18 protein-coding genes are annotated in these 19,293 nt (G+C 67.1%); 10 read left to right on the top strand and 8 right to left on the bottom strand.

The features are described 5' to 3' along the window. Positions 1–253: 253 nt before the first annotated feature. The gene (locus tag JWS13_RS32035) at positions 254–1,372 is read left to right on the top strand and encodes an MFS transporter (RefSeq protein ID WP_241032426.1); all 1,119 of its coding nucleotides are present in this window, start codon (positions 254–256) and stop codon (positions 1,370–1,372) included. A gap of 11 nt (positions 1,373–1,383) precedes the next feature. Here JWS13_RS32035 and JWS13_RS45685 read toward each other — a convergent pair whose 3' ends face one another. Beyond that, positions 1,384–2,214, bottom strand: coding sequence for a helix-turn-helix domain-containing protein (locus JWS13_RS45685; RefSeq protein WP_241032425.1), 831 nt, complete (start codon positions 2,212–2,214; stop codon positions 1,384–1,386). Between the two features lie 431 nt (positions 2,215–2,645). Here JWS13_RS45685 and JWS13_RS32025 point away from each other — a divergent pair, with 431 nt between their 5' ends. From JWS13_RS32025 to JWS13_RS32015, 3 genes are all read left to right on the top strand, one after another. Further along, on the top strand, positions 2,646–2,861 hold the full coding sequence (locus tag JWS13_RS32025) for a hypothetical protein (protein WP_206011828.1): 216 nt from the start codon (positions 2,646–2,648) through the stop codon (positions 2,859–2,861). Continuing rightward, positions 2,858–3,349: a Clp protease N-terminal domain-containing protein gene (locus tag JWS13_RS32020; RefSeq protein WP_206009337.1), complete on the top strand. Its 492-nt coding sequence runs from the start codon at positions 2,858–2,860 to the stop codon at positions 3,347–3,349. Before JWS13_RS32025 ends, JWS13_RS32020 begins: the two co-directional genes overlap by 4 nt. Positions 3,350–3,450: 101 nt before the next feature. Beyond that, the gene (locus JWS13_RS32015) at positions 3,451–4,686 is read left to right on the top strand and encodes a helix-turn-helix transcriptional regulator (protein WP_206011827.1); all 1,236 of its coding nucleotides are present in this window, start codon (positions 3,451–3,453) and stop codon (positions 4,684–4,686) included. Between the two features lie 47 nt (positions 4,687–4,733). Here JWS13_RS32015 and fdhD read toward each other — a convergent pair whose 3' ends face one another. From fdhD to JWS13_RS31995, 4 genes are read right to left on the bottom strand one after another with little or no spacing between them, the layout of a single operon-like run. Then, positions 4,734–5,555: a formate dehydrogenase accessory sulfurtransferase FdhD gene (gene fdhD / locus JWS13_RS32010; protein ID WP_206009336.1), complete on the bottom strand. Its 822-nt coding sequence runs from the start codon at positions 5,553–5,555 to the stop codon at positions 4,734–4,736. 3 nt (positions 5,556–5,558) lie between these two features. Next, positions 5,559–7,865: an FdhF/YdeP family oxidoreductase gene (locus JWS13_RS32005; protein ID WP_206009335.1), complete on the bottom strand. Its 2,307-nt coding sequence runs from the start codon at positions 7,863–7,865 to the stop codon at positions 5,559–5,561. A gap of 4 nt (positions 7,866–7,869) precedes the next feature. Beyond that, positions 7,870–8,502, bottom strand: coding sequence for an MBL fold metallo-hydrolase (locus tag JWS13_RS32000; protein WP_206009334.1), 633 nt, complete (start codon positions 8,500–8,502; stop codon positions 7,870–7,872). Further along, the gene (locus JWS13_RS31995; protein WP_206009333.1) at positions 8,499–9,584 is read right to left on the bottom strand and encodes an S-(hydroxymethyl)mycothiol dehydrogenase; all 1,086 of its coding nucleotides are present in this window, start codon (positions 9,582–9,584) and stop codon (positions 8,499–8,501) included. The genes JWS13_RS32000 and JWS13_RS31995 overlap by 4 nt, the downstream gene beginning before the upstream one ends. 323 nt (positions 9,585–9,907) lie before the next feature. Here JWS13_RS31995 and JWS13_RS31990 point away from each other — a divergent pair, with 323 nt between their 5' ends. The 5 genes from JWS13_RS31990 (at position 9,908) to JWS13_RS31970 (ending at position 14,893) form a co-directional block, all read left to right on the top strand. Continuing rightward, positions 9,908–11,404 carry an aromatic amino acid ammonia-lyase gene (locus JWS13_RS31990; protein ID WP_206009332.1) on the top strand — a complete coding sequence of 499 codons (1,497 nt, stop codon included), beginning with the start codon at positions 9,908–9,910 and terminating at the stop codon, positions 11,402–11,404. A gap of 66 nt (positions 11,405–11,470) precedes the next feature. Continuing rightward, positions 11,471–12,580 carry an ABC transporter ATP-binding protein gene (locus JWS13_RS31985; protein ID WP_206009331.1) on the top strand — a complete coding sequence of 370 codons (1,110 nt, stop codon included), beginning with the start codon at positions 11,471–11,473 and terminating at the stop codon, positions 12,578–12,580. Beyond that, positions 12,577–13,227 (top strand): ABC transporter permease, encoded by a 651-nt coding sequence (locus tag JWS13_RS31980; protein ID WP_072937263.1) that lies wholly within the window; start codon positions 12,577–12,579, stop codon positions 13,225–13,227. Before JWS13_RS31985 ends, JWS13_RS31980 begins: the two co-directional genes overlap by 4 nt. Further along, positions 13,224–13,973 (top strand): ABC transporter permease, encoded by a 750-nt coding sequence (locus JWS13_RS31975; protein WP_206009330.1) that lies wholly within the window; start codon positions 13,224–13,226, stop codon positions 13,971–13,973. Before JWS13_RS31980 ends, JWS13_RS31975 begins: the two co-directional genes overlap by 4 nt. A gap of 11 nt (positions 13,974–13,984) precedes the next feature. Continuing rightward, complete coding sequence (locus JWS13_RS31970) at positions 13,985–14,893, top strand: ABC transporter substrate-binding protein (RefSeq protein ID WP_206009329.1); 909 nt, start codon at positions 13,985–13,987, stop codon at positions 14,891–14,893. A gap of 12 nt (positions 14,894–14,905) precedes the next feature. Here the strand turns inward: JWS13_RS31970 and JWS13_RS31965 are convergent, their stop codons facing one another. Continuing rightward, a complete protein-coding gene (locus JWS13_RS31965) occupies positions 14,906–16,045 on the bottom strand; it encodes a serine hydrolase domain-containing protein (protein ID WP_206009328.1) in 1,140 nt (379 codons plus the stop codon). A gap of 117 nt (positions 16,046–16,162) precedes the next feature. Continuing rightward, positions 16,163–17,941: a CocE/NonD family hydrolase gene (locus JWS13_RS31960; RefSeq protein WP_206011826.1), complete on the bottom strand. Its 1,779-nt coding sequence runs from the start codon at positions 17,939–17,941 to the stop codon at positions 16,163–16,165. Positions 17,942–18,103: 162 nt separating this feature from the next. On the opposite strand from JWS13_RS31960, the gene JWS13_RS31955 reads away from it, so the two are divergent. Further along, a complete protein-coding gene (locus JWS13_RS31955) occupies positions 18,104–18,778 on the top strand; it encodes a GntR family transcriptional regulator (RefSeq protein WP_206011825.1) in 675 nt (224 codons plus the stop codon). Between the two features lie 55 nt (positions 18,779–18,833). On the opposite strand, the gene JWS13_RS31950 is transcribed toward JWS13_RS31955, so the two are convergent. Then, positions 18,834–19,292, bottom strand: coding sequence for a hypothetical protein (locus tag JWS13_RS31950; RefSeq protein ID WP_206009327.1), 459 nt, complete (start codon positions 19,290–19,292; stop codon positions 18,834–18,836). Position 19,293 lies beyond the last annotated feature (1 nt).

Genomic DNA, 19,293 nt, shown 5'->3' with positions numbered 1-19,293 from the left:
CAGGCGAGGGCCAGAAAATATACTTCGCTGCATTAAATCGAACAATTGATGAACGAGGGCAGTTTGCAGTAATTGCTCACTGTTGTCTCGGCCCCACACTTTGTGGACGTTTGGCTTTGTGGTGTGGACGATCGGTCCTGTATCGATAACGCATTTTCGGAACTATCAAAGGATGACATCTACAAATATCGCGCCTGAAACGCTGCCCCGACGACGCTCCGATCGCACTGGGTGGGCGGGGGTACTCATCCTCATGGCCACCAGCTTTACGCTGGTGGTCGCCGAATTTCTCCCGCCAAGTCTGCTGACACAGATAGCGGCATCACTTAACCTCACTGAGGGTCAAGCGGGACAAACGGTCACCGCGACTGCGTTTATGGGCTTTTTGGTCGCCCCCGTTGTCGGCATGATGTTTCCCCGGCTGGACCGTCGAGCGCTTTTAACTTGGGTTGCCCTTATCGCCGCAGTGTCCAACATAATGGTAGCCATCTCCCCCAACCTCGTGTTATTGCTCATTGCTCGCTTGATCCTTGGGGCCGCAATCAGCGGATTTTGGGCTATGTCGCTCGCGATGGTTTCCCGGCTCGTGGCACCGGAACGGCTGGGCCGAGGTCTTATGCTCGTGAACGGCGGCACCACCGTGGCCACAGTGGCCGGAGTGCCTCTAGGTGTCTATCTTGGCTCCGTGTTTGACTGGCGCGTGGTGTTCGTCGGTGTTGCCGCAGTGTCGGTGCTGGTCGCTGTGCTGTTGCGGGCCGTGTTGCCTGCAATCCCCCCTGCCACCACCACGGGATTCCGTGAGCTGGCGGACACCCTCAAAGTGCCCGGCCTGTCCTTGGGTCTGGTAGGTCATGTACTCACCGTCCTCGGCCACTTCGCCGCGTTCACCTACATTCGGTTGGCGTTCGAGCAAGTGCCCGGCATCGGCGCGGGCGGAATCGCTGGGTTGTTGGCGGCATTCGGTATCGGAGGCCTTGCCGGAAACGTCGTCGTCGGGCTGCTCGTAGATAAACATCTCAACCTGATGCGAGTGGTTGTACCTGCCTTTATCGGCTTTGGAATCGCTACGGTCGCGCTCTTCCCCGGACATTTCTGGGCAGTAACGGTGGGCTCGACAGCGTGGGGCATTGGATTTGGAGCTTGGTTGCTGGTGGTCAGTACATGGATCGGGCGGCTCGCCCACGATCGGATGGAGTCGGTAGGCGGGCTGATCGTGACCGGATTCCAGATTGCGATCACGCTAGGCGCTGGACTTGGTGGCGTGATTGCCGACAATGCCGGAGTCCAGGTGACGTTGATTGCCGCTGCAATTGCCGCTCTCGTGGGTGGAAGCATTTTCCGAATGGCCAGGACGGTTGCTGTAGCAGTCTGAAGGCGCAATCGCTACACGGCAGGAATTACGAGGGACCGTTGTTGTCCGCGCCAGAGAGCGGGCGCGGACCCGGTCTGCCGGCGAAAGGCGCGCCTGAAACCTGCCTCAGATTCGTACCCGAGGCGATGCGCTGTTTCTGCGATGCTGAGCCCGTCACGGATCAGAAGCATTTTGCTGGTCTCGATTCGAACTTCGGTCAAATACGATGCTGGAGTTTGACCTACCAGAGCGGTGAAGCGCTCCGCGAAGGCTGATCGAGACATGGTCGCTACCTGAGCCAGGCGTTTGACGGTCCAGGCATCCCCAGGGCTTGCATGCATCGCATCGAGTGCGCGAGCAATGAACGGGTCCGACACTTGGTGCAGCCAGCGCTCGGGAGCGCAGCCAAGCTCCACCCAGAGCCGGATTGCGGCAGAGACGATGGTTGTGGAGATGAGGCTGCACACCACCGAATCGCCTGCGCGACTGAAATCGGAAGCATTCGCTTGTCCGCTGAGCATCCCCTCGATGAGCATCGCCATATTCGGTTCGCGGACAGAAAACTCCCTCACCAGCAGAGTGTTGGGGAAAGAACCGAGAGTCTGAGCTGAGCCGCCGGACGGCAGAAACCACGCGTTGATGATGTTCGACTCGTCCGTAGCGCGGATCTCAGCTCGGTGCGCCCGGGGGTAGACGACTAGGTCACCGGTGGAAATCTCGGTTCGTTCCAGCCCAACCTGGAGTGCTGCAGTTCCTGCAGATATGTAAGAGAATCCCGCAGAGTCGTGCATCCACGCGACTCGTTCACCGGGCGTCAGCGACTCACGCTGTGCAGCCTGAACGGGCCAGTCCAGCGAGGCCAATGCGCGATCCAAGGCCCCTATCTGCCGAGGCTCGTTGTCTACTATTTTGAACACGCTAGAGCAACTTTCCAGTCGTCGGAGACTATTCCCTGGCGGCCTATTCAGCGGATGTGAGCCGCGCGATCGCCCGAGTTTTGAAGCCGTCCGCAGTGGGTCCGGATCACCCCGAGTATCAAGCGGACGCGCCCAGGCACGGCGATACCCTCGGGGGTTTTGAGCGTGCGCACATTAATTGTGCACAAATAGATAGTGTACACCTCATACCGCGAGCGGATGAACCGAAGGCGGCTCTCAGATCGCGTGTTCCGGACTGCGCAGGTTCAGACACGCCGACGCGTCGAACAATCAGCCGGCAGGGAAACTTGGGTAGGGCCGGACCACCGATCAACAAAGGTTGACGCGGTTCCTGTCATCAACTAAAGTTGATGGCTGTGAGGGACGATCCGAACCCGGCCACCGCGTTCGCTGCCGTCGTCGCGCTGCGGCGGCAGGCCGATCAGCTCGAGCGCGACGCCGTCACCGACGCACTGTCCGCCGGCTGGACCTGGGCGGACATCGGTCAGGCGCTCGGCGTCTCGGGTCAGGCGGCGCACAAGCGCCTCGGCCCGGGGCGATCCGCCGACAAGAAGACGAGGGGACCACGATGAAATTCGCCCGGGCCTGGCGCGACATGCGCACGATGAAGGCACTGTTCTCCGAGACGGAGGCCGAAGCCGACCGGCTCGGCGACCGCGAGCCCGGTCTCGAGCACCTGCTCCTCGCGTCGTTCGCACTGCCGGACGGAACGACGGCCCGGGTGTTCGACCGTCTCGGATCGAACCGGGACGCACTGCGCGAGGCGATCATTCACGTGCACGGCGAGGCCCTCACGGCGGCAGGCATGACCGACGTGGGTGCCACCACCAGCGCGCTGAGCCGCCCCCGCACCGGTCCGCTGCGGCTGACCGAACCGGCTCAGGGCGCGTTCCGCAACGCGGTGGCTCTCGCGAAATCGGAACGCCGGCCGATCGTCGGCGCCGACATCGTCGCGGCCGTGGCCACCATCACGCACGGCACCGCGGCGCGGGCACTGGAATCGCTGGGGCTCGTCCGATCCACAGTCGTCGACGCCGCGCGGGCGGAATCGGCACGATGAGCAGACGGCCCAGGATCGGTGATCGCCGCCTGCGCGGATAGGCTCGACACGTGGTTCTTCCCAGCGCGACTTCGGTGTCACCGGCAGATGTTCTCGGTTCCATGCGGGACGTCATCGACGGTCCGCTGCCCGACATCGCCGTCCGCTTCTCCAAATTCCTCGCCGACATCTGGCCGCACACCGCGCTGGTGATCTTCACCCGGGAATGCACGGGGCGTCCTCGCAAGGTCAGCGGCGACCCCGCGGTGGTCGAGCGGGTCACCATCGCCGAACTGGACGCGTTGCGCACCCGGATGACGGAAGGCACGCCGTTCGACGACCAGACCGTGGTGGCCGGCTCGAAGCGGAAGGTGTGGGCACTGCTCGACGCGACCGGCACTCTCCTCCTCGTTCTGCCGAAGCAACGGCAGCAGATCCGGGAGGTCCCGCTGGTGGCGGGCGCCTTCGGTGTCGTCGCCGTGTCGATCCGGCATCAGGTCGCGCAGGCGAGCCCCGCGTACCTGGCGGAATCGCGGGCCGCGTCGAGCGAGCGGGCCAGGACCATCGTGGAGTTGACGGACCTGCACGCCGCGACGCTCGAATCCATCCTGTCCACCCTGCGGTCCAACGACCTCGACGACCGGCGGTCGCGGATCACGGCGAGCGAGACGGCGTCGTCGGCGCTGATCACCCTGCGGTCCGCGGGCGAGTCCGACCGGATTCTCGCGGAGGAAGCTGTCACCACGGCGTTCGCCCGGTTGCAGGGCGAACTGCGACCACTGCTCCAGCACCGGCCCGTGCGCGTCGACTACGTCGATCCGCCGGTGGACGGTCGCGCGCTACCCGGTGAGGTGGCCAGCGCCGCGCGGGCCGTCGTGCGCAGCGCCGTCCTGGCGTTCGCGACCCAGTCCACCCTGGAGCGCATCCGCATCGCCTGGGACTGCGACGGCTCCAACCTCCTCGTCGAAGTCCGCGACGACGCCGAGGGCGCACTCGACACCGACGCGCTGGTGCGGCAACTGTCCGGACGGGTGCACACGCTCGGTGGCCGGATCGACGTCGAGTCGGTCGACGGGTGGGGGTCCCGGGTGGCGGTCGCGATCCCCCTCGACGTCCCTGCGGCACGACCCGACGAACAGCAACTGGGCGACCTCAACCCCCGCGAACTCGAAGTGCTGGGTCACCTGGCCACGGGTAAGAGGAACAAGGCGATCGCCGACAGCCTCGGCATCAGCGAGAGCACGGTCAAATTCCACGTCGCGGGCGTGCTGAAGAAACTCGGTGTCGCGTCCCGGGGCGAGGCGGGCGCGATCGCCCTCGAGGCCGGCGTCCGCGCCGACACCACCGGCAGGCACTGACCCCAGGTGAGTGGCGAAGTGTGCGGGAGCACGCTTTGCCACTCACGTCAGGTAATGCGGTCGGGGTGGGTGTAGAGGTTCATGGTGGTGCCGCGGAGGAATCCGATCAGGGTGAGTCCGGTGTCGTGGGCGAGGTCGATCGCCAGCGACGACGGCGCGGACACCGCGGCGAGGATCGGGATGCCGGCCATCACCGCCTTCTGCGCCAACTCGAACGACGCCCGACCACTGACCAGCAGCACCGTCCCGCGCAGCGGCACCCGATCCTGCTCGGTGGCCCACCCGATCAGCTTGTCGACCGCATTGTGCCTGCCGACGTCCTCCCGGACCGTCAGCAGTTCCCCGGACCGGGTGAACAACCCCGCCGCATGCAGACCCCCGGTGGTGTCGAACACCTTCTGCGCCGCCCGCAACCGGTCCGGCAACTCCGCGATCGTCGCCGCCGCCACCCGCACCGTGTCCGTGGCGGGGGAATGCCGGGTGCGTTGCCGGATCGCATCGAGGGACGCCTTCCCGCACACCCCGCACGACGAGGTGGTGTAGAAGTTGCGTTCGATGCCCATGTCGGGCAGGAACACCCCCGGCGCCAGGTCCACGTCGAGGACGTTGTAGGTGTTGACGCCGTGTTCGTCGACACTGTTGCAGTACCGGATCGACGCAATGTCGCCGCGCCCGGTGATGATGCCCTCGGTCAGCAGGAACCCCTGCGCCAACTCCACATCCGAACCGGGGGTCCGCATCGTCACCGCCAACGGGGTGCCGTTCACCCGGATCTCGAGGGGTTCCTCCACCACCACGGTGTCCGGCCGGGTCGAGTGCCGGGTGTCGGTGATCCGGGTGACCGGGGTCCGGGTCGTCACCCGCCCCACCGGTCAGCCCCGCCTCTGCAGGCGGATGGTGACCGCCTTCGACACCGGCGTGTTCGACTTGCGGGCGACGTGGTCGAGCGGGATCAGCGGATTCGTCTCCGGGTAGTAGGCGGCCACGTTCCCGACCGGCGTCGGGTAGGGCACCAACCGGAAATCCTCCGCCCGCCGCTCCTCCACGCTGCCGTCGGCCGTCGTCCATTCGGAGATCAGGTCCACCCGATCCCCCGCCGCGTACCCGAACGACTCCAGGTCCTCGGCGCTGATGAACAGCACCCGCCGTCCGCCCTTGACGCCGCGGTAACGGTCGTCGAGACCGTAGATGGTGGTGTTGTACTGATCGTGCGACCGCATCGTCTGCAGGATCAGCTTCCCCTCGGGCACCGGCACCCACGACAACTCACTGACCGTGAAATTGGCCTTCCCCGTGTTCGTTACGAACCGGCGCTCGTCCCGGGGTGGGTGCGGCAACCCGAACCCGTCCGGCCCACGCACCTTCCGGTTGAAGTCCTCGAACCCCGGGATCACCCGGGCAATGGAATCGCGGATCCGGTCGTAGTCGGCGGTGAACTCCGCCCACGGCACCGCATGCCCCGGCCCGAACAACGCCAGCGCGATCCCGCAGACGATCGCGACCTCACTACGCAACAGGTCACTCGCCGGGGGCAGGCTGCCACGCGAGAGGTGCACCATCGACATCGAATCCTCGACACTGACCTGCTGCTTCTTACCGGCCTGGACGTCCTTGTCGGTGCGGCCCAGCGACGGCAGGATCAGCGCGGACTGCCCGGTCACGAGGTGGGAGCGGTTCAGTTTCGTCGACACCTGCACCGTCAACGCACACCGGCGAAGCGCCGCCTCTGTGGTCTCGGTGTCCGGGGTCGCGGAGACGAAGTTGCCGCCCATCCCGACAAACACCGACGCCCTGCCGTCGCGCATCGCCCGGATCGAATCGACCGCGTCGAACCCGTGCCGACGCGGGGACCGGATGCCGAATTCGGTATCCAGGGCGGTCAGGAACGATTCGGGCATCTTCTCCCAGATGCCCATCGTCCGGTCACCCTGCACGTTGGAGTGCCCGCGCACCGGGCACACCCCGGCCCCCGGTTTGCCGATCATCCCCTGCAGCAGCAGCAGGTTCACCGCGTCCTGGATGGTCGCGACCCCGTGGGTCTGCTGGGTCAATCCCATCGCCCAGCAGATGATGGTCTTCTTCGACGCGATCAACGCGTCCGCGGTGGCCCGGATCTGCTCGAGCGTCAACCCCGTGGCCTGCACTACCGTGCCCAGATCGACCCGCCGCAGGTGCGCCGCGCACTCCTCGAACCCGGCGGTGTGCCGGTCGATGAACTCCCGATCCAGCACGGTGCCCGGTGCCGCGTCCTCGGCCTCGAGCAGCAACCGGCCCAACCCCTGGAACAACGCCTGGTCGCCGCCGATCCGGATCTGCAGGAACTCGTCCGCGATCGCCACCCCGTCCCCGACCACCCCGTGCACCTTCTGCGGGTCCTTGAACCGCAGCAACCCCGCCTCCGGGAGCGGGTTGATCGCGATGACTCTCGCGCCGTTGCCCTTCGCTTTCTCCAGCGTCGAGAGCATCCGCGGATGATTCGTCCCCGGGTTCTGGCCGGCGATCAAAATCAGGTCGGCGTTCTCGATGTCGGGAACCGACACCGACCCCTTCCCGATCCCGATCGTCTCCACCAACGCCGACCCCGAGGATTCGTGGCACATGTTCGAACAGTCCGGCAGGTTGTTCGTCCCGAACGCCCGGATCATCAGCTGATACAGGAACGCCGCCTCGTTCGACGTGCGCCCGGACGTGTAGAACACCGCCTCATCCGGCGACGCCAGACCGCGCAGTTCCCCGGCGATCAACGAAAACGCCGCATCCCACCCGATCGGCTCGTAATGCGTGGCCCCCGGCAGCAGGACCATCGGATGCGTCAACCGGCCCTGCTGCCCCAGCCAGAACTCGCTGCGACCCAGCAGATCCGCCACCGAATGCTCCGCGAAGAACTCCGGCGTCACCGTCCGGGTGGTGGCCTCCTCCGCGACCGCCTTCGCGCCGTTCTCACAGAACTCCGCATGCTTGCGGTGCCCCGGAGTCTCCGGCCACGCACAGCCCGGGCAATCGAACCCCTGCCGCTGATTCAGCTTCATCAGGGTCCGGACCGTCCGCACCGGACCCATCTGCTCCAGCCCGCGCTTGAGTGAGACCAACACCGCAGGAACACCTGCCGCATAGGACTTCTCGTGCGTGACGACGACGTCGCCCTCGTCGAAGGTGTACCTGTCGGTGATGTCGGTCATGGTCTCAGTTTCCTCGGGCTATCCACTCGGCGAGATGCGGGGCCTCGGTACCGATCGTGGTGCCGTCCCCGTGCCCGGTATGGACCACGGTCTCCTCGGGCAGCGCGAACAACCGGTCCCGGATCGATCCGATGATCGTCGGGAAATCCGAGTACGACCGACCCGTGGCACCCGGGCCGCCGGAGAACAGGGTGTCCCCGGAGAACAACGCCCCCACCTCGGGCAGGTACAGGCACACCGACCCCGGCGAATGCCCGGGTGCGTGGATCACCTGAATGTCGGTGCCCGCGATCGCGATCCGCTGCCCGTCCTCGAGACTCCAGTACTTCTCGCCCGGGTGGGTCATCTTCCACAGCACGTCATCACCCGGGTGCAACAACACCGGGGCGTGCAACCGCTCGGCCAGTTCCGGGGCCACGGTCACGTGATCGTTGTGCCCGTGCGTGCAGATCACCGCGTTCACGTGCCGGCCGCCGACCGCGTCGATGATCGGCTGCGCGGCATGCGCGGCGTCGACGATCACCACATCGGTGTCGTCCCCGACCAGCCAGATGTTGTTGTCGACACTCCATTCACCGCCGTCGAGGGCGAAGGTGCCCTCGGTGACGACCCGCTCGATCCGCAACGGCCCGCTCACAGCACGACCACCGAGCGCAGCACCTCACCGGCATGCATCCGGTGGAACGCCTGCTCCACCTCGTCGATCTTGATGCGCTCGGTGACGAACTTCTCCAGCGGCAACCGGCCCTGCTGGAACAGGTCCACCAGCATCGGGAAGTCGCGCTCCGGCAGGCAGTCGCCGTACCAGGACGACTTCAACGACCCGCCGCGGGAGAAGAAGTCGATCAACGGCATCTCCAACGTCATGTCGGGGGTCGGGACTCCGACCAGCACCACGGTGCCGGCCAGGTCGCGGGCGTAGAACGCCTGCTTCCACGTCTCCGGGCGACCGACCGCGTCGATCACCACGTCCGCACCGAACCCGCCGGTCAACTCCTGCACCGCCTCGACCGCGTCGACGTTGCCGCCGTTGATCGTGTGCGTCGCCCCCAGGTCCTTCGCCCATGCGAGCTTCGTCTCGTCCCGGTCGATCGCGATGATCTTGCTCGCCCCGGCCAGGCGGGCACCCATGATCGCCGCATCCCCGACCCCGCCGCAGCCGATCACGGCCACCGAGTCGCCGCGGCCCACGTTGCCGGTGTTCACCGCCGCACCAAGACCGGCCATCACCCCGCACCCCAGCAAACCGACGACCGCGGGGTCGGCGGACGGGTCCACCTTCGTGCACTGCCCCGCATGCACCAGGGTCTTGTCGGCGAACGCACCGATCCCCAACGCCGGGGTCAGCTCGGTGCCGTCCTCGAGCGTCATCTTCTGCGCCGCATTGTGCGTGTCGAAACAGTACTGCGGGCGACCACGCTTACACGCCCGGCACTGCCCGCACACCGCACGCCAGTTCAGCACCACGAAATCGCCGACCGCCACCGACGTCACACCCGCGCCGACACTCTCCACGATCCCGGACGCCTCGTGCCCGAGCAGGAACGGGAACTCGTCGTTGATCCCACCATCGCGATACGTCAGGTCCGTGTGGCACACACCGCACGCCGCGATATCGACCACCACCTCACCCGGACCCGGATCCGGAATATTCACGGTCGCGATCTCGACGGGGGCACCCTTGGAGCGGGCGATGACGCCTCGTACCTGCTGCGGCATTGGACTCATTCCTTCGGTCGATCAGTCAGTGCGGGATCGATGCATGGCTATATATGCACCTCTCCCGAGACCCTACGTTCCGGAGGATCACAGAGGGACTGATCGAAGTGAGAGGTCGACCTAGCCGGATTGCGAGCCCCTCGGGGCGGGGTCGAAAACCGTCGATCGCCGGAAACCGACGGTTGACAGGCTGCGGTATATACAGGACTATACATCTCGAACGAGTGAGGCAGACCACACTGAGTGCAGACGCCGGACGACGTCCGGCTCCGTCCGCACCCGCCTCGTGAGTACCCGTACACCGCATCGATCACGGAGTTCCGATGACCCGGAAAGATCCCCGCCCGACCGAGGAACCGCACCCGCCCGTTCCGGTGCTGCTCGACGGCTCCCAGCTCACCGTCGATCAGCTGACGACCCTGGCCCGGGAACCGGTCGTCGTCGCGCCCGACCCCGCCGCACTCGACCACGCACACCGTTCCTGGGAGACCGCGGTGCGCATCGCCGCGCGTCAGCCGATCTACGGACGCACCACGGGTGTCGGCGGAAACCGGGACACCTCCGTCTCCGACGGCGTCGAACAGGACCTCCGCCTGCTCCGCAGCCACGCGACGGGTTCGGGTCCCTCGCTGCCGGACCACGTCGTCCGCGCCGCCATGATCATTCGCGTCAACCAGATCCTCAACGGCGGATCCGGTCTGCACCCCGACATCGTGACGGCGCTGATCGATGCCGTCGCCGAGGACGAACTGCCCGCCGTGCACGCTCGCGGCGCCATCGGCACCGGCGACCTCAGCGCGTTCTCCGAGATCGCGCTCGGGCTGATGGGCGAGACACCGCTGCGGGACAGCCGGGTGGTGCCCCGGTGGACGGCGCACCAGGGTGACGCCCTCCCCCTCATCTCGACGAACGCGATGACCGTCGCGCTCGCCGCCACGGCCACCGACAGCGTGGCGAACTGGCTGGAGCATTCGCTGATCGTCGGCGTGCTGTCGCTGCTGGCGACGCGCAGTTCCGTCGAGCCGTTCGCCGCACGGGTGCAGGCGGCCCGCAGGCACCTCGGCCAGGAGGAGGTGGCCGGCCGGGTCCGGGAACTGCTCGCCGACCACGACATCCAGGCCGCCCGCGTGCAGGACTCCTACGGGTTCCGCGCCCTCCCCCAGATCCTCGGTGCCACCTGGCAGGCGCTGCAACGGCTGCGGGGAACCCTCGCGATCGAGATGAACTCGTCGTCCGAGAACCCGCTCATCTCCGTCGAGGACGACACCGTGTTCCACAACGGCAACTTCCACGGAATGCCGATCGCCCTCGCCGTGGACGAGGCGAAACTCGCGCTGTCGAGCGCGGCGCTGCTGTCGCAGTGCAGGTTGGCCAACCTGTCGGATCCGGCAGTCACCGGCCTGCGGCCGTTCCTGGCCGACGGTCCGGCAGGCAGCAGCGGCACCATGCTGCTGGAGTACACGACGTCCGCGGCCATCGCGGAGATCCGGATGGCCGCCGCACCGGGTTCCCTCGGACATACGGTCATCTCCCGCGGCACCGAGGACCACGCGAGTTTCGCGTCCCAGGCCGCCACCCAGCTCACCGACATCCTCGCGCAGTCCCGCATCGTCCTTGCGTGCGAACTGATCTCGGCGGTGCGGGCACTCGGCCAGCAGCACCGCGACCTCGACACGGACACCGAACTCGGCGCCTACCTGCACCGTGCGCGCACCTGCCTGGACCCCCGGACCACCGACCGCCCCCTGAGCGACGACCTGAAAGCTGCGGTGAAGTTCCTGGAACAGTTGCCGAATCCGGAGAAAGACACAGCTCGGTAGAGCAGTCCCACCGACACCGAACCTCCGGGCGCCTCACCTCCCGGACTACACGAAAGTAGCACGCGGATGATCACATTCGACAAAGTCACCAAGGCGTACCCGGACGGCACGACAGCGGTGAACGAACTGGACCTCGAGTGCCCCAGCGGCAAGATCACGGCCCTCGTCGGTCCGTCGGGCTGCGGCAAGACGACGTCGTTGCGCATGATCAACAGGTTGATCGAACCGACGTCCGGAACCATCTCCCTCGACGGCGAATCCACTGCGGATATGGACCCGGCGCTGCTGCGCCGGCGGATCGGGTACGTCATCCAGCACGCCGGACTGTTCCCGCATCGCACCATCGTGGACAACGTCGCGACGATGCCGAAGCTGCTGGGGAAGACGAAGAAGGAGGCCCGGACCCGGGCCATGGAACTGCTGGAGACGGTCGGCCTGGCCGCGCATTTCGCGGACCGGTATCCGTGGCAGCTCTCGGGTGGGCAGCAGCAGCGAGTCGGGGTCGCGCGCGCTCTCGCCGCGGATCCGGCGTTCATGCTGATGGACGAGCCGTTCAGTGCCGTCGACCCGGTGGTCCGGAGCCAGTTGCAGGACGAATTCCTCCGACTGCAGAAAGAAATCGGCAAGACGATCATCATCGTCACCCACGACATCGACGAAGCGCTCAAACTCGGCGACCAGGTGGTCGTGTTACGGACCGGCGGAGTCCTGGCGCAGGCGGCCACTCCCCTGGAGTTGCTGACCGAGCCCGCCGACGAGTTCGTCGCCGATTTCGTCGGACGCGACCGCGGCTACCGGTCGCTGGGTTTCGCGAACCTCGACGGTCGCGTGGAGACGGTCGCCGAACCCGTTGCCCGTCTGGGCGATTCGGCGAGCGAGGCCCTCGCGCGGGCGTCCGACGACTGGCTTCTCATCGTCGACCCGGCGAACAAGCCGATCGGGTGGGTTCAGCCGGCGAACGTCGTCGGCAGCATTCGCCCGGACGACGTGAATCTCAGCGGCACGGTCGCCGACGCACACGGGACGATGCGGGCGCTGCTCGACGCCGCCCTGTCCGCACCGAGCAAGCGGGGTGTGGTCGTCGACGGCGACGGGGTACTCGTCGGCACCGTGACGGCTCACGCGGCCGTGGCAGCGATCGAGTCGGCGGATCTCGCGGGGGCGGTGGCCCGATGAACTTCGAATGGCTGGGCCGCCAGTCCGACCGCATCGTCGAACTCGTCGGCTGGCACATCCTGCTCTCCCTCGTGCCGATCGTCGTCGGCGTGATCGTCGCGTTGCCCATCGGCTGGCTCGCGCACCGCAATCGCCGGATCAACCCGTACGTGGTCGGGACCGCCGGTCTGCTCTACACGATCCCGTCGCTCGCCCTGTTCGTCCTGCTGCCACCGATCCTCGGGACGAAGATCCTCGATCCGATGAACATCATCGTCGCCCTGACGATCTACACCGTCGCCATGCTGGTCCGCGTCGTCGCCGACGCCCTCGACTCGGTGCCCCAGGAAACCGTGCTCGCCGCGACGGCGATGGGCTACCGGCCGTATCAGACGCTGCTCAAAGTTCAGCTCCCGGTGGGTGTTCCCGTGATCTGCGCGGGACTGCGGGTGGCCGTGGTGTCGAACGTCAGCCTGGTCTCGCTCGCCGCTCTGCTCGGGATCCCGCAGATCGGTTCGCTGTTCACCCAGGGTTTCCAGTTGCGTTTCTACACACCCATCATCGCCGGTATCGCGCTCAGTCTGCTGCTGGCACTGGTTCTCGACCTCCTCATCGTGCTCGCGAACCGGCTACTCACCCCGTGGACCCCGAAGGTGGTCACCTCATGATCGACTTTCTGCTCGACGGTGCCCATTGGACAGGGCCCGAAGGTATTCCGGCACTGCTCCTCCAGCACCTGATGTACACGTTCCTCGCCCTGTTCGCCGCGGCGCTGATCGCAATTCCTCTCGGCCTGTATATCGGGCACACCGGGCGCGGGTCCGTCGTCGTCGCCGGTATGGCCAACTCGCTGCGCGCCCTCCCCACCATCGGGTTGCTGATCCTGCTGGTCCTCGTCATCGCGCCGTCGTTCTCGAGCAAGCTGGCCTACCTGATTCCGAGCCTGATCGTGCTGGTGCTGCTGGCCATCCCGCCGATCCTCACCAACACGTACGCGGGCATCCGCTCCGTCGACCCGGCCGCCGTCGACGCGGCACGGGGAATGGGGTTCCGGTCGATGCGCATCCTCACCGAGGTGGAGATGCCCTGTGCGCTGCCGTTGATGCTGTCGGGTGTCCGGAGCGCCGTGCTGCAGATCGTCTCGACTGCGACCGTCGCCGCGTACATCTCGCTCGGCGGCCTGGGACGACTCCTCATCGACGGCAAGGCGCAGAGCGACTACGCGCAGATGGCGGCGGGGGCGGTCCTGGTGTCGCTCCTCGCGCTCGCCTTCGATCTCGCGATCGGGTTCCTCACGGCGCGGGTCGTCTCGCCCGGACTCACCCGCCGGGTGCGCAGCAGCAAGCGCTCCGCGTCCGAAGACCCCGCGGTCGCGGCCCGTCCCACGTCCGTACCCGAGCCCTCGCTGATCTGAAGGACATCACCATGAAGAAGGCATTGATCGTCGCGTTGGCAGGCGCCACCCTGGTGTCGTTGACGGCCTGCGGGATCGGCAAGGACCCCCTCGCGGCCGACGGCGGCGGGAGCAGCGACGGCGCCATCGTCGTCGGTTCCGCGGACTTCCCCGAAAGCCAGCTGATCGCCACCATCTACGCGGAGGCGTTGCGGGCGAACGGCATCGACGTGACGGAGAAGCTCAACATCGGGAGCCGGGAAGTGTACGTCCCGGCCATCCGAGACGGTTCCATCGACCTGCTGCCCGAATACTCGGGTGCGTTGCTCCAGTATCTCGACAGCGCCACCACCGCGACCGCGTCGGACGAGGTGACCGAGCAGATCAAGGCGAAGCTTCCCGCCGGGCTCATCGCGCTGGAACCGTCCCCCGCCGAGGACAAGGACGTTCTCGCGGTGCGGCAGGAGACCGCGGACGAGTACTCGCTCGAGACGATCGAGGACCTCGTGCCCCACGCCGGCGAACTGACCCTCGGCGGCCCGCCCGAATGGAAGACCCGCGAGAACGGCGTCGCCGGCCTGAAGGACAGGTACGGGTTGACGTTCAAGGAGTTCCTGGCGCTGGACGCCGGCGGCCCCCTGACGCTCAACGCCCTGCTCAGCGGTCAGATCGAGGTCGCCGACGTGTTCAGCACCGACCCGGCGATGCGTTCGGAGAACCTCGTGGCCCTCGAGGACACCAAACACCTGTTCCTGGCCGAGAACATCACCCCGATCATCAACGAGAACAAGGCCGGCGACGACGTCCGCGCCGTGCTGGCGGACGTGTCGGCGGCGTTGACGACCGAGGATCTCATCGCGATGAACGAGCGGGTGGCCGACCTCGAGGACATGGGTGACATCGCCCGGGAGTGGTTGCAGGACAAGGGCCTGGCGTCCTGAACCTCCCCCGCGTCAGCCCAGTGCGTCGAACGTCGCCGTCGCGTACTGGGCGGTGCGGTCGGAGCCGAGCAGTCCCGGACCCATCTTGTTCATCACGTACGTCATGGTCATCCGGCGTTCGGTGTCGACGACGACCTGCGATCCGCCCCAGCCGCCCCAGAAGCAGATCCGCCCTTCGGGGACGAACGGCACCGACACGGGTGTCGGCAATCCGTAACCGATGCCGAACCGGATCGGCTGCCCCAGCGCCAGATCCACGCCGTTCGACTGCTCCTCGAAGATCAGCGAGATGGTGTCCGGCGACAGCAGGCGGACACCGTCGAGTTCGCCGCCGCAGGCCACCGCGGACTGGATCCGAGCGAGTGACCGGGCGTTGCCCTGACCGCCTGCCGCGCCGTTCTCCGCCCTGCGCCATGCGTCGGACCAGGACGCGGAGGCGTCCGGCCCGGGCCCGGTGAACGTCTTGACGATGACGCTGGCGGGGTCGAGGGACGCCAGGTCGATCGGCAACGGCGGCGGCGGGACTACGTTCGACACCCGGCCGAACTCCGACGGGTCCAGTCCGATGTGGAAGTCGGCCCCCAGCGGTCCGGCGATCTCCTCGGCCACAAAACGTCCCAGGGTGCGTCCGTCGACCCGTCGAATGACCTCGCCGATCAGATGGCCGTAGTTGAGTGCGTGATATCCGGACGCCGTGCCCGGTTCCCACCACGGAGCCTGGGCGGCAAGACGTTTCGTCGACTCGGCGAGGTCGAACGTGTCCTCGACCGTGATCGGCTGATCCCATCCCGACACCCCCGAGGTGTGCGAGAGGAGATGGCGGACCTCGACGCGCTCCTTGCCCGCGGCCGCGAACTCGGGCCAGTACTTCGCGACGGGCGCGTACACGTCCAGCAGACCGCGGTCGACGAGCATCAGCGCGGCGAGAGCGGTCACCGTCTTGGTGCACGACCACACGTTGGTGAGGGTGTCGCGCCCCCATTCGGTGGTGTGATCGGCATCGGACCATCCGCCCCACATGTCGACCACCGGCTGTCCGTCGAGGGTCACGACGATCGACGCGCCGAGCTCCTCACCGGACTCGAGATTGTCCTTCAATGCGTCCTGCAACGCCGCGAAGCGCTGGTCGCACACTCCTCCGAGCTCGGTCACCTGCGGTTCCTCTCCACCGGCCGACACAATATTGATATTGACATCGGATTCAAATGAGGTTCCCAGTCTGATCCCGGGACGGTGTGATGTCAATCACTTGCCGCTCGGGGCTCGTCCTCAGCCCGTCACCGGCAGCACCAGCGCCTGCCCCGGGTCGCCCGCGTCGATGGTGACCTGATGCGGCACCAGCCCGCCGCGGAAACTCGGATCGCCGCCGGCCACCACGAGCCGAACGCGGTGTCCCTCACCGAAGCGGTGGACGATCGCCGGCATCACGACCCGGACGGGCTCACCGGGTGCCACCATCCGCACCGGCGCGACCTGCCCGTTGATCAGCGTTTCGGTGCCGTCGGGGGCCACGTCGTACAGCTTGGTGAAGACCACCAGCGAGTCCTCGACACCGGTGACCGCGGGTGCGGCGGTGACGCGGACGTCGAGCACGGGCGCTCCGACCACGTCCAGCGGGGCATCGAGGATCCCCGACGACCACTCGGCCTCCGTTCCGGGCTGGACGCTCTGCGGGACCGGGGCGTTCGGCCTCGTGTCCGGCGCCTCGCGGTCGGTGGGGAGCCCGCCGGGCAGCGTGTGCAGCGTCTGAGCGCCGGCGACGATGCGGTCCCGGCGGTCGGTCAGCGCGCCGTCACCGGAGAGGTAGAGCGAAAAGCCCTGACCCACCGAGACATCCGAGGATTCGGCGTACGCGGGTGCGGCGTTGCCGGTGTAGTCGACCCAGTCGCGGAAGTAGCTGAACACCGGCCCGGTGCTCGCCCCGCTGTCCCGCAGATAGTGGTCGAACCAGTCGATGATCCGGCCCGTCTCGTACTGGGTGTCGGGGTTGAGGTCCTTCAGGTTGATCTCGCCCTCGGCGGGAGTGAGGTTGGAATGCCCCCAGCTGTGCCAGATCATCTTCACGTCGTTGCCCTGCGCCTGCAGCGTCTCGAAGGTGGCCTTCGATTCGTTGAGGTCGAACAGGGTGTCCTGCTGGCCCTGCATCAATAGCACCGGAATCTTCACGCGGTCGGCGTACGACACCACGGAGGACTGCCGCAGGAAGTCGACGGACGCCGGGTCCGGGAAACCCTGCACCGCGGACTGCGCCAGCGCGGGGCACGCCGGGTCCGCGAAGTTGGGGCATCCCAAGGCCCGCACCGGATCTTGCGCGTAGCCCTCCGGCCGGGGGTTGGTGGCGCCGACGGCCCCGAACGTCAGCGACCACACCACCTTCGACGCACCGGGAATCGACGTGCTGACCCCGGACGTCTGGCCGATGGTGTTGGGCGCGAGCGAGTAGCTGAGGTCGTTCCAGGTGATCATCGGGATGATCGTGTCGATCCGTGGGTCCACCGACGCCGCGGCGAACTGCACTGCCCCGCCGTAGGAGCCGCCGATCATCCCGACCCGCGGATCGTTCGCCTCGGCCGTGCCGTGGTGAGCTGTCGCGTCCTGCACCACGTAGTCGAGGCCCGGAACGGGAACGGTGTGCGCGGGATCGACGAACGCCATCCCGTCGCGGCCGCCGAGGAAGCTCACCAGTTCACTCGCCGCGCGTCCGTCGTACTCGGGGTTGTCCATGTGGATCTTGCAGCCCGAACCGCCGAAGCCCAGCCCGGAATAGGCGAGCACCGCATAGCCCCGGGAGGCGAGGAACGAGCCGATACCGGCCTGGTCGTTCTTGGAACCGCCGAAGCCGTTGGTGGTGAGGACAGCGGGGACGCGGTTCGACGCCGACGCCGCATCCGGTTTGTACACGTCGCCGATCACGTCGCACGGCACGTCGCGGTTCGGTCCGACGAAGACCTGGAAATGGAGCGTCGTCTTCGTGAACCCGCCCGCGTCGGCGGTCGCCGGAGCGGCCGCCGCGATCGGTGTCAAGACAGCGGCCGCGGCCACCGCCATCGTCAGCGTCGATCTGCCCACCCTGCGATTCACAGCCCACCCGCCATCCGTCACACAGTCCGGAGAACCTCCGAAGAGCGTAAACGCTCTTCGGCCGGGCGAGACGGCAATTCCCGGACGGCAGTACCGATCGGCGGTGCCGTTTATATTTGAGTCGTGCCAATATCCAAGCGCGCCGAAACATCACTGCTGACCGACCAGGTCTACGACATGATCCACGAGTCGATCATGAACGGTGATCTGCCTGCCGGTGCCCGCCTCCGGGTGCGGGATCTCGCCGAGCAGGTGGGAACGAGCGTGATGCCGGTGCGCGAGGCGATCCGCCGGCTCGAGGAAGCGGGATTGGCCGAGCGGTCACCGCACAAGGGGGCGGTGGTCAAGGGCCTCACCCTCGCCGAGTTGGTGCACGTCTACAATGTCCGCCGGTTGCTCGAGGTGGAGGCCGCCCGGCTCGGCGCGCAGCGGATCAGCGCTGCGGACAGTGCCCGGATGCAGGACGAGTTCGCGCTCATGCGCACCGCCCTCGACGAGCGGCGGGTGGTGGCCTATCTCGACCACGACGAGGCGCTGCTGACGATCCTGTACGAGGCCGCCGAAAATCCCGTGCTCGTCGAGACGATCCGCACGCTGTGGCAGCGCTGCCGGGCCTACAAGATCGTCGGCGCCGAGGGCACCGTCGACACGACCGAGGACGACTCGCTGTGGATGTACCAGCAGCGTCTCGTCGAGGCCGCCCGGGAGCACGACGACGCCGCGGCCGCCGCGGTCAACAACGATTCGCTCCTGGACGCGACCGCGAGGATCAAGGCCCAACTCGCGCAGCAGGACGGGAGCTAGGGCCCGGCCCACCCCCCAGGTGAGTGGCAAAGCGTCCCCGGGCACTCTTTCCCACTCACGTGGGGGGTTGGTCGAGCCGGCTGCGGTAGAAGAGCACCGTCACGGCGACCACCGCCTCGAGCGCGGCGGTCGCGAGGGCCGCCGCCATCGGAGTCGACAGCGACTGCCCCATCGGCGCCGACGCCGCCGCATGCATCGTGTGCCCGTGATGGCCGCCGCCCGAACCGGGACTCATCACGGTGAGGTGCAGCGCGATCATCCCGACGTTCATCAGCGCGACCAGCCCCCAGTCCCGCTGCGACCCCCGCATCCACAGGTGCCCCGCGCAGTACAGGCAACCGAGGATCATCGCGACAGTCACCAGCCCGACCATCGGCGACGACGCCGCATGCTCACCGAGCGTCGCGGCGTGGAGTCCGGCCGTGGCGACCGCGAGGGCCGCGGCCGCCCGCCGCCACCAGTGACTGGTGCGGCGAGCGGCCGTAGAAAAGGCCGTCGAGAAGACAGTGGTCACG

The sequence above is a fragment of the Rhodococcus pseudokoreensis genome (assembly GCF_017068395.1).
In the GTDB taxonomy this organism is placed as follows: Bacteria; Actinomycetota; Actinomycetes; order Mycobacteriales; family Mycobacteriaceae; genus Rhodococcus_F; species Rhodococcus_F pseudokoreensis.
The sequence above is the reverse complement of the archived record's forward strand: the minus strand, read 5'-3'. Positions and strand labels throughout refer to the sequence as shown.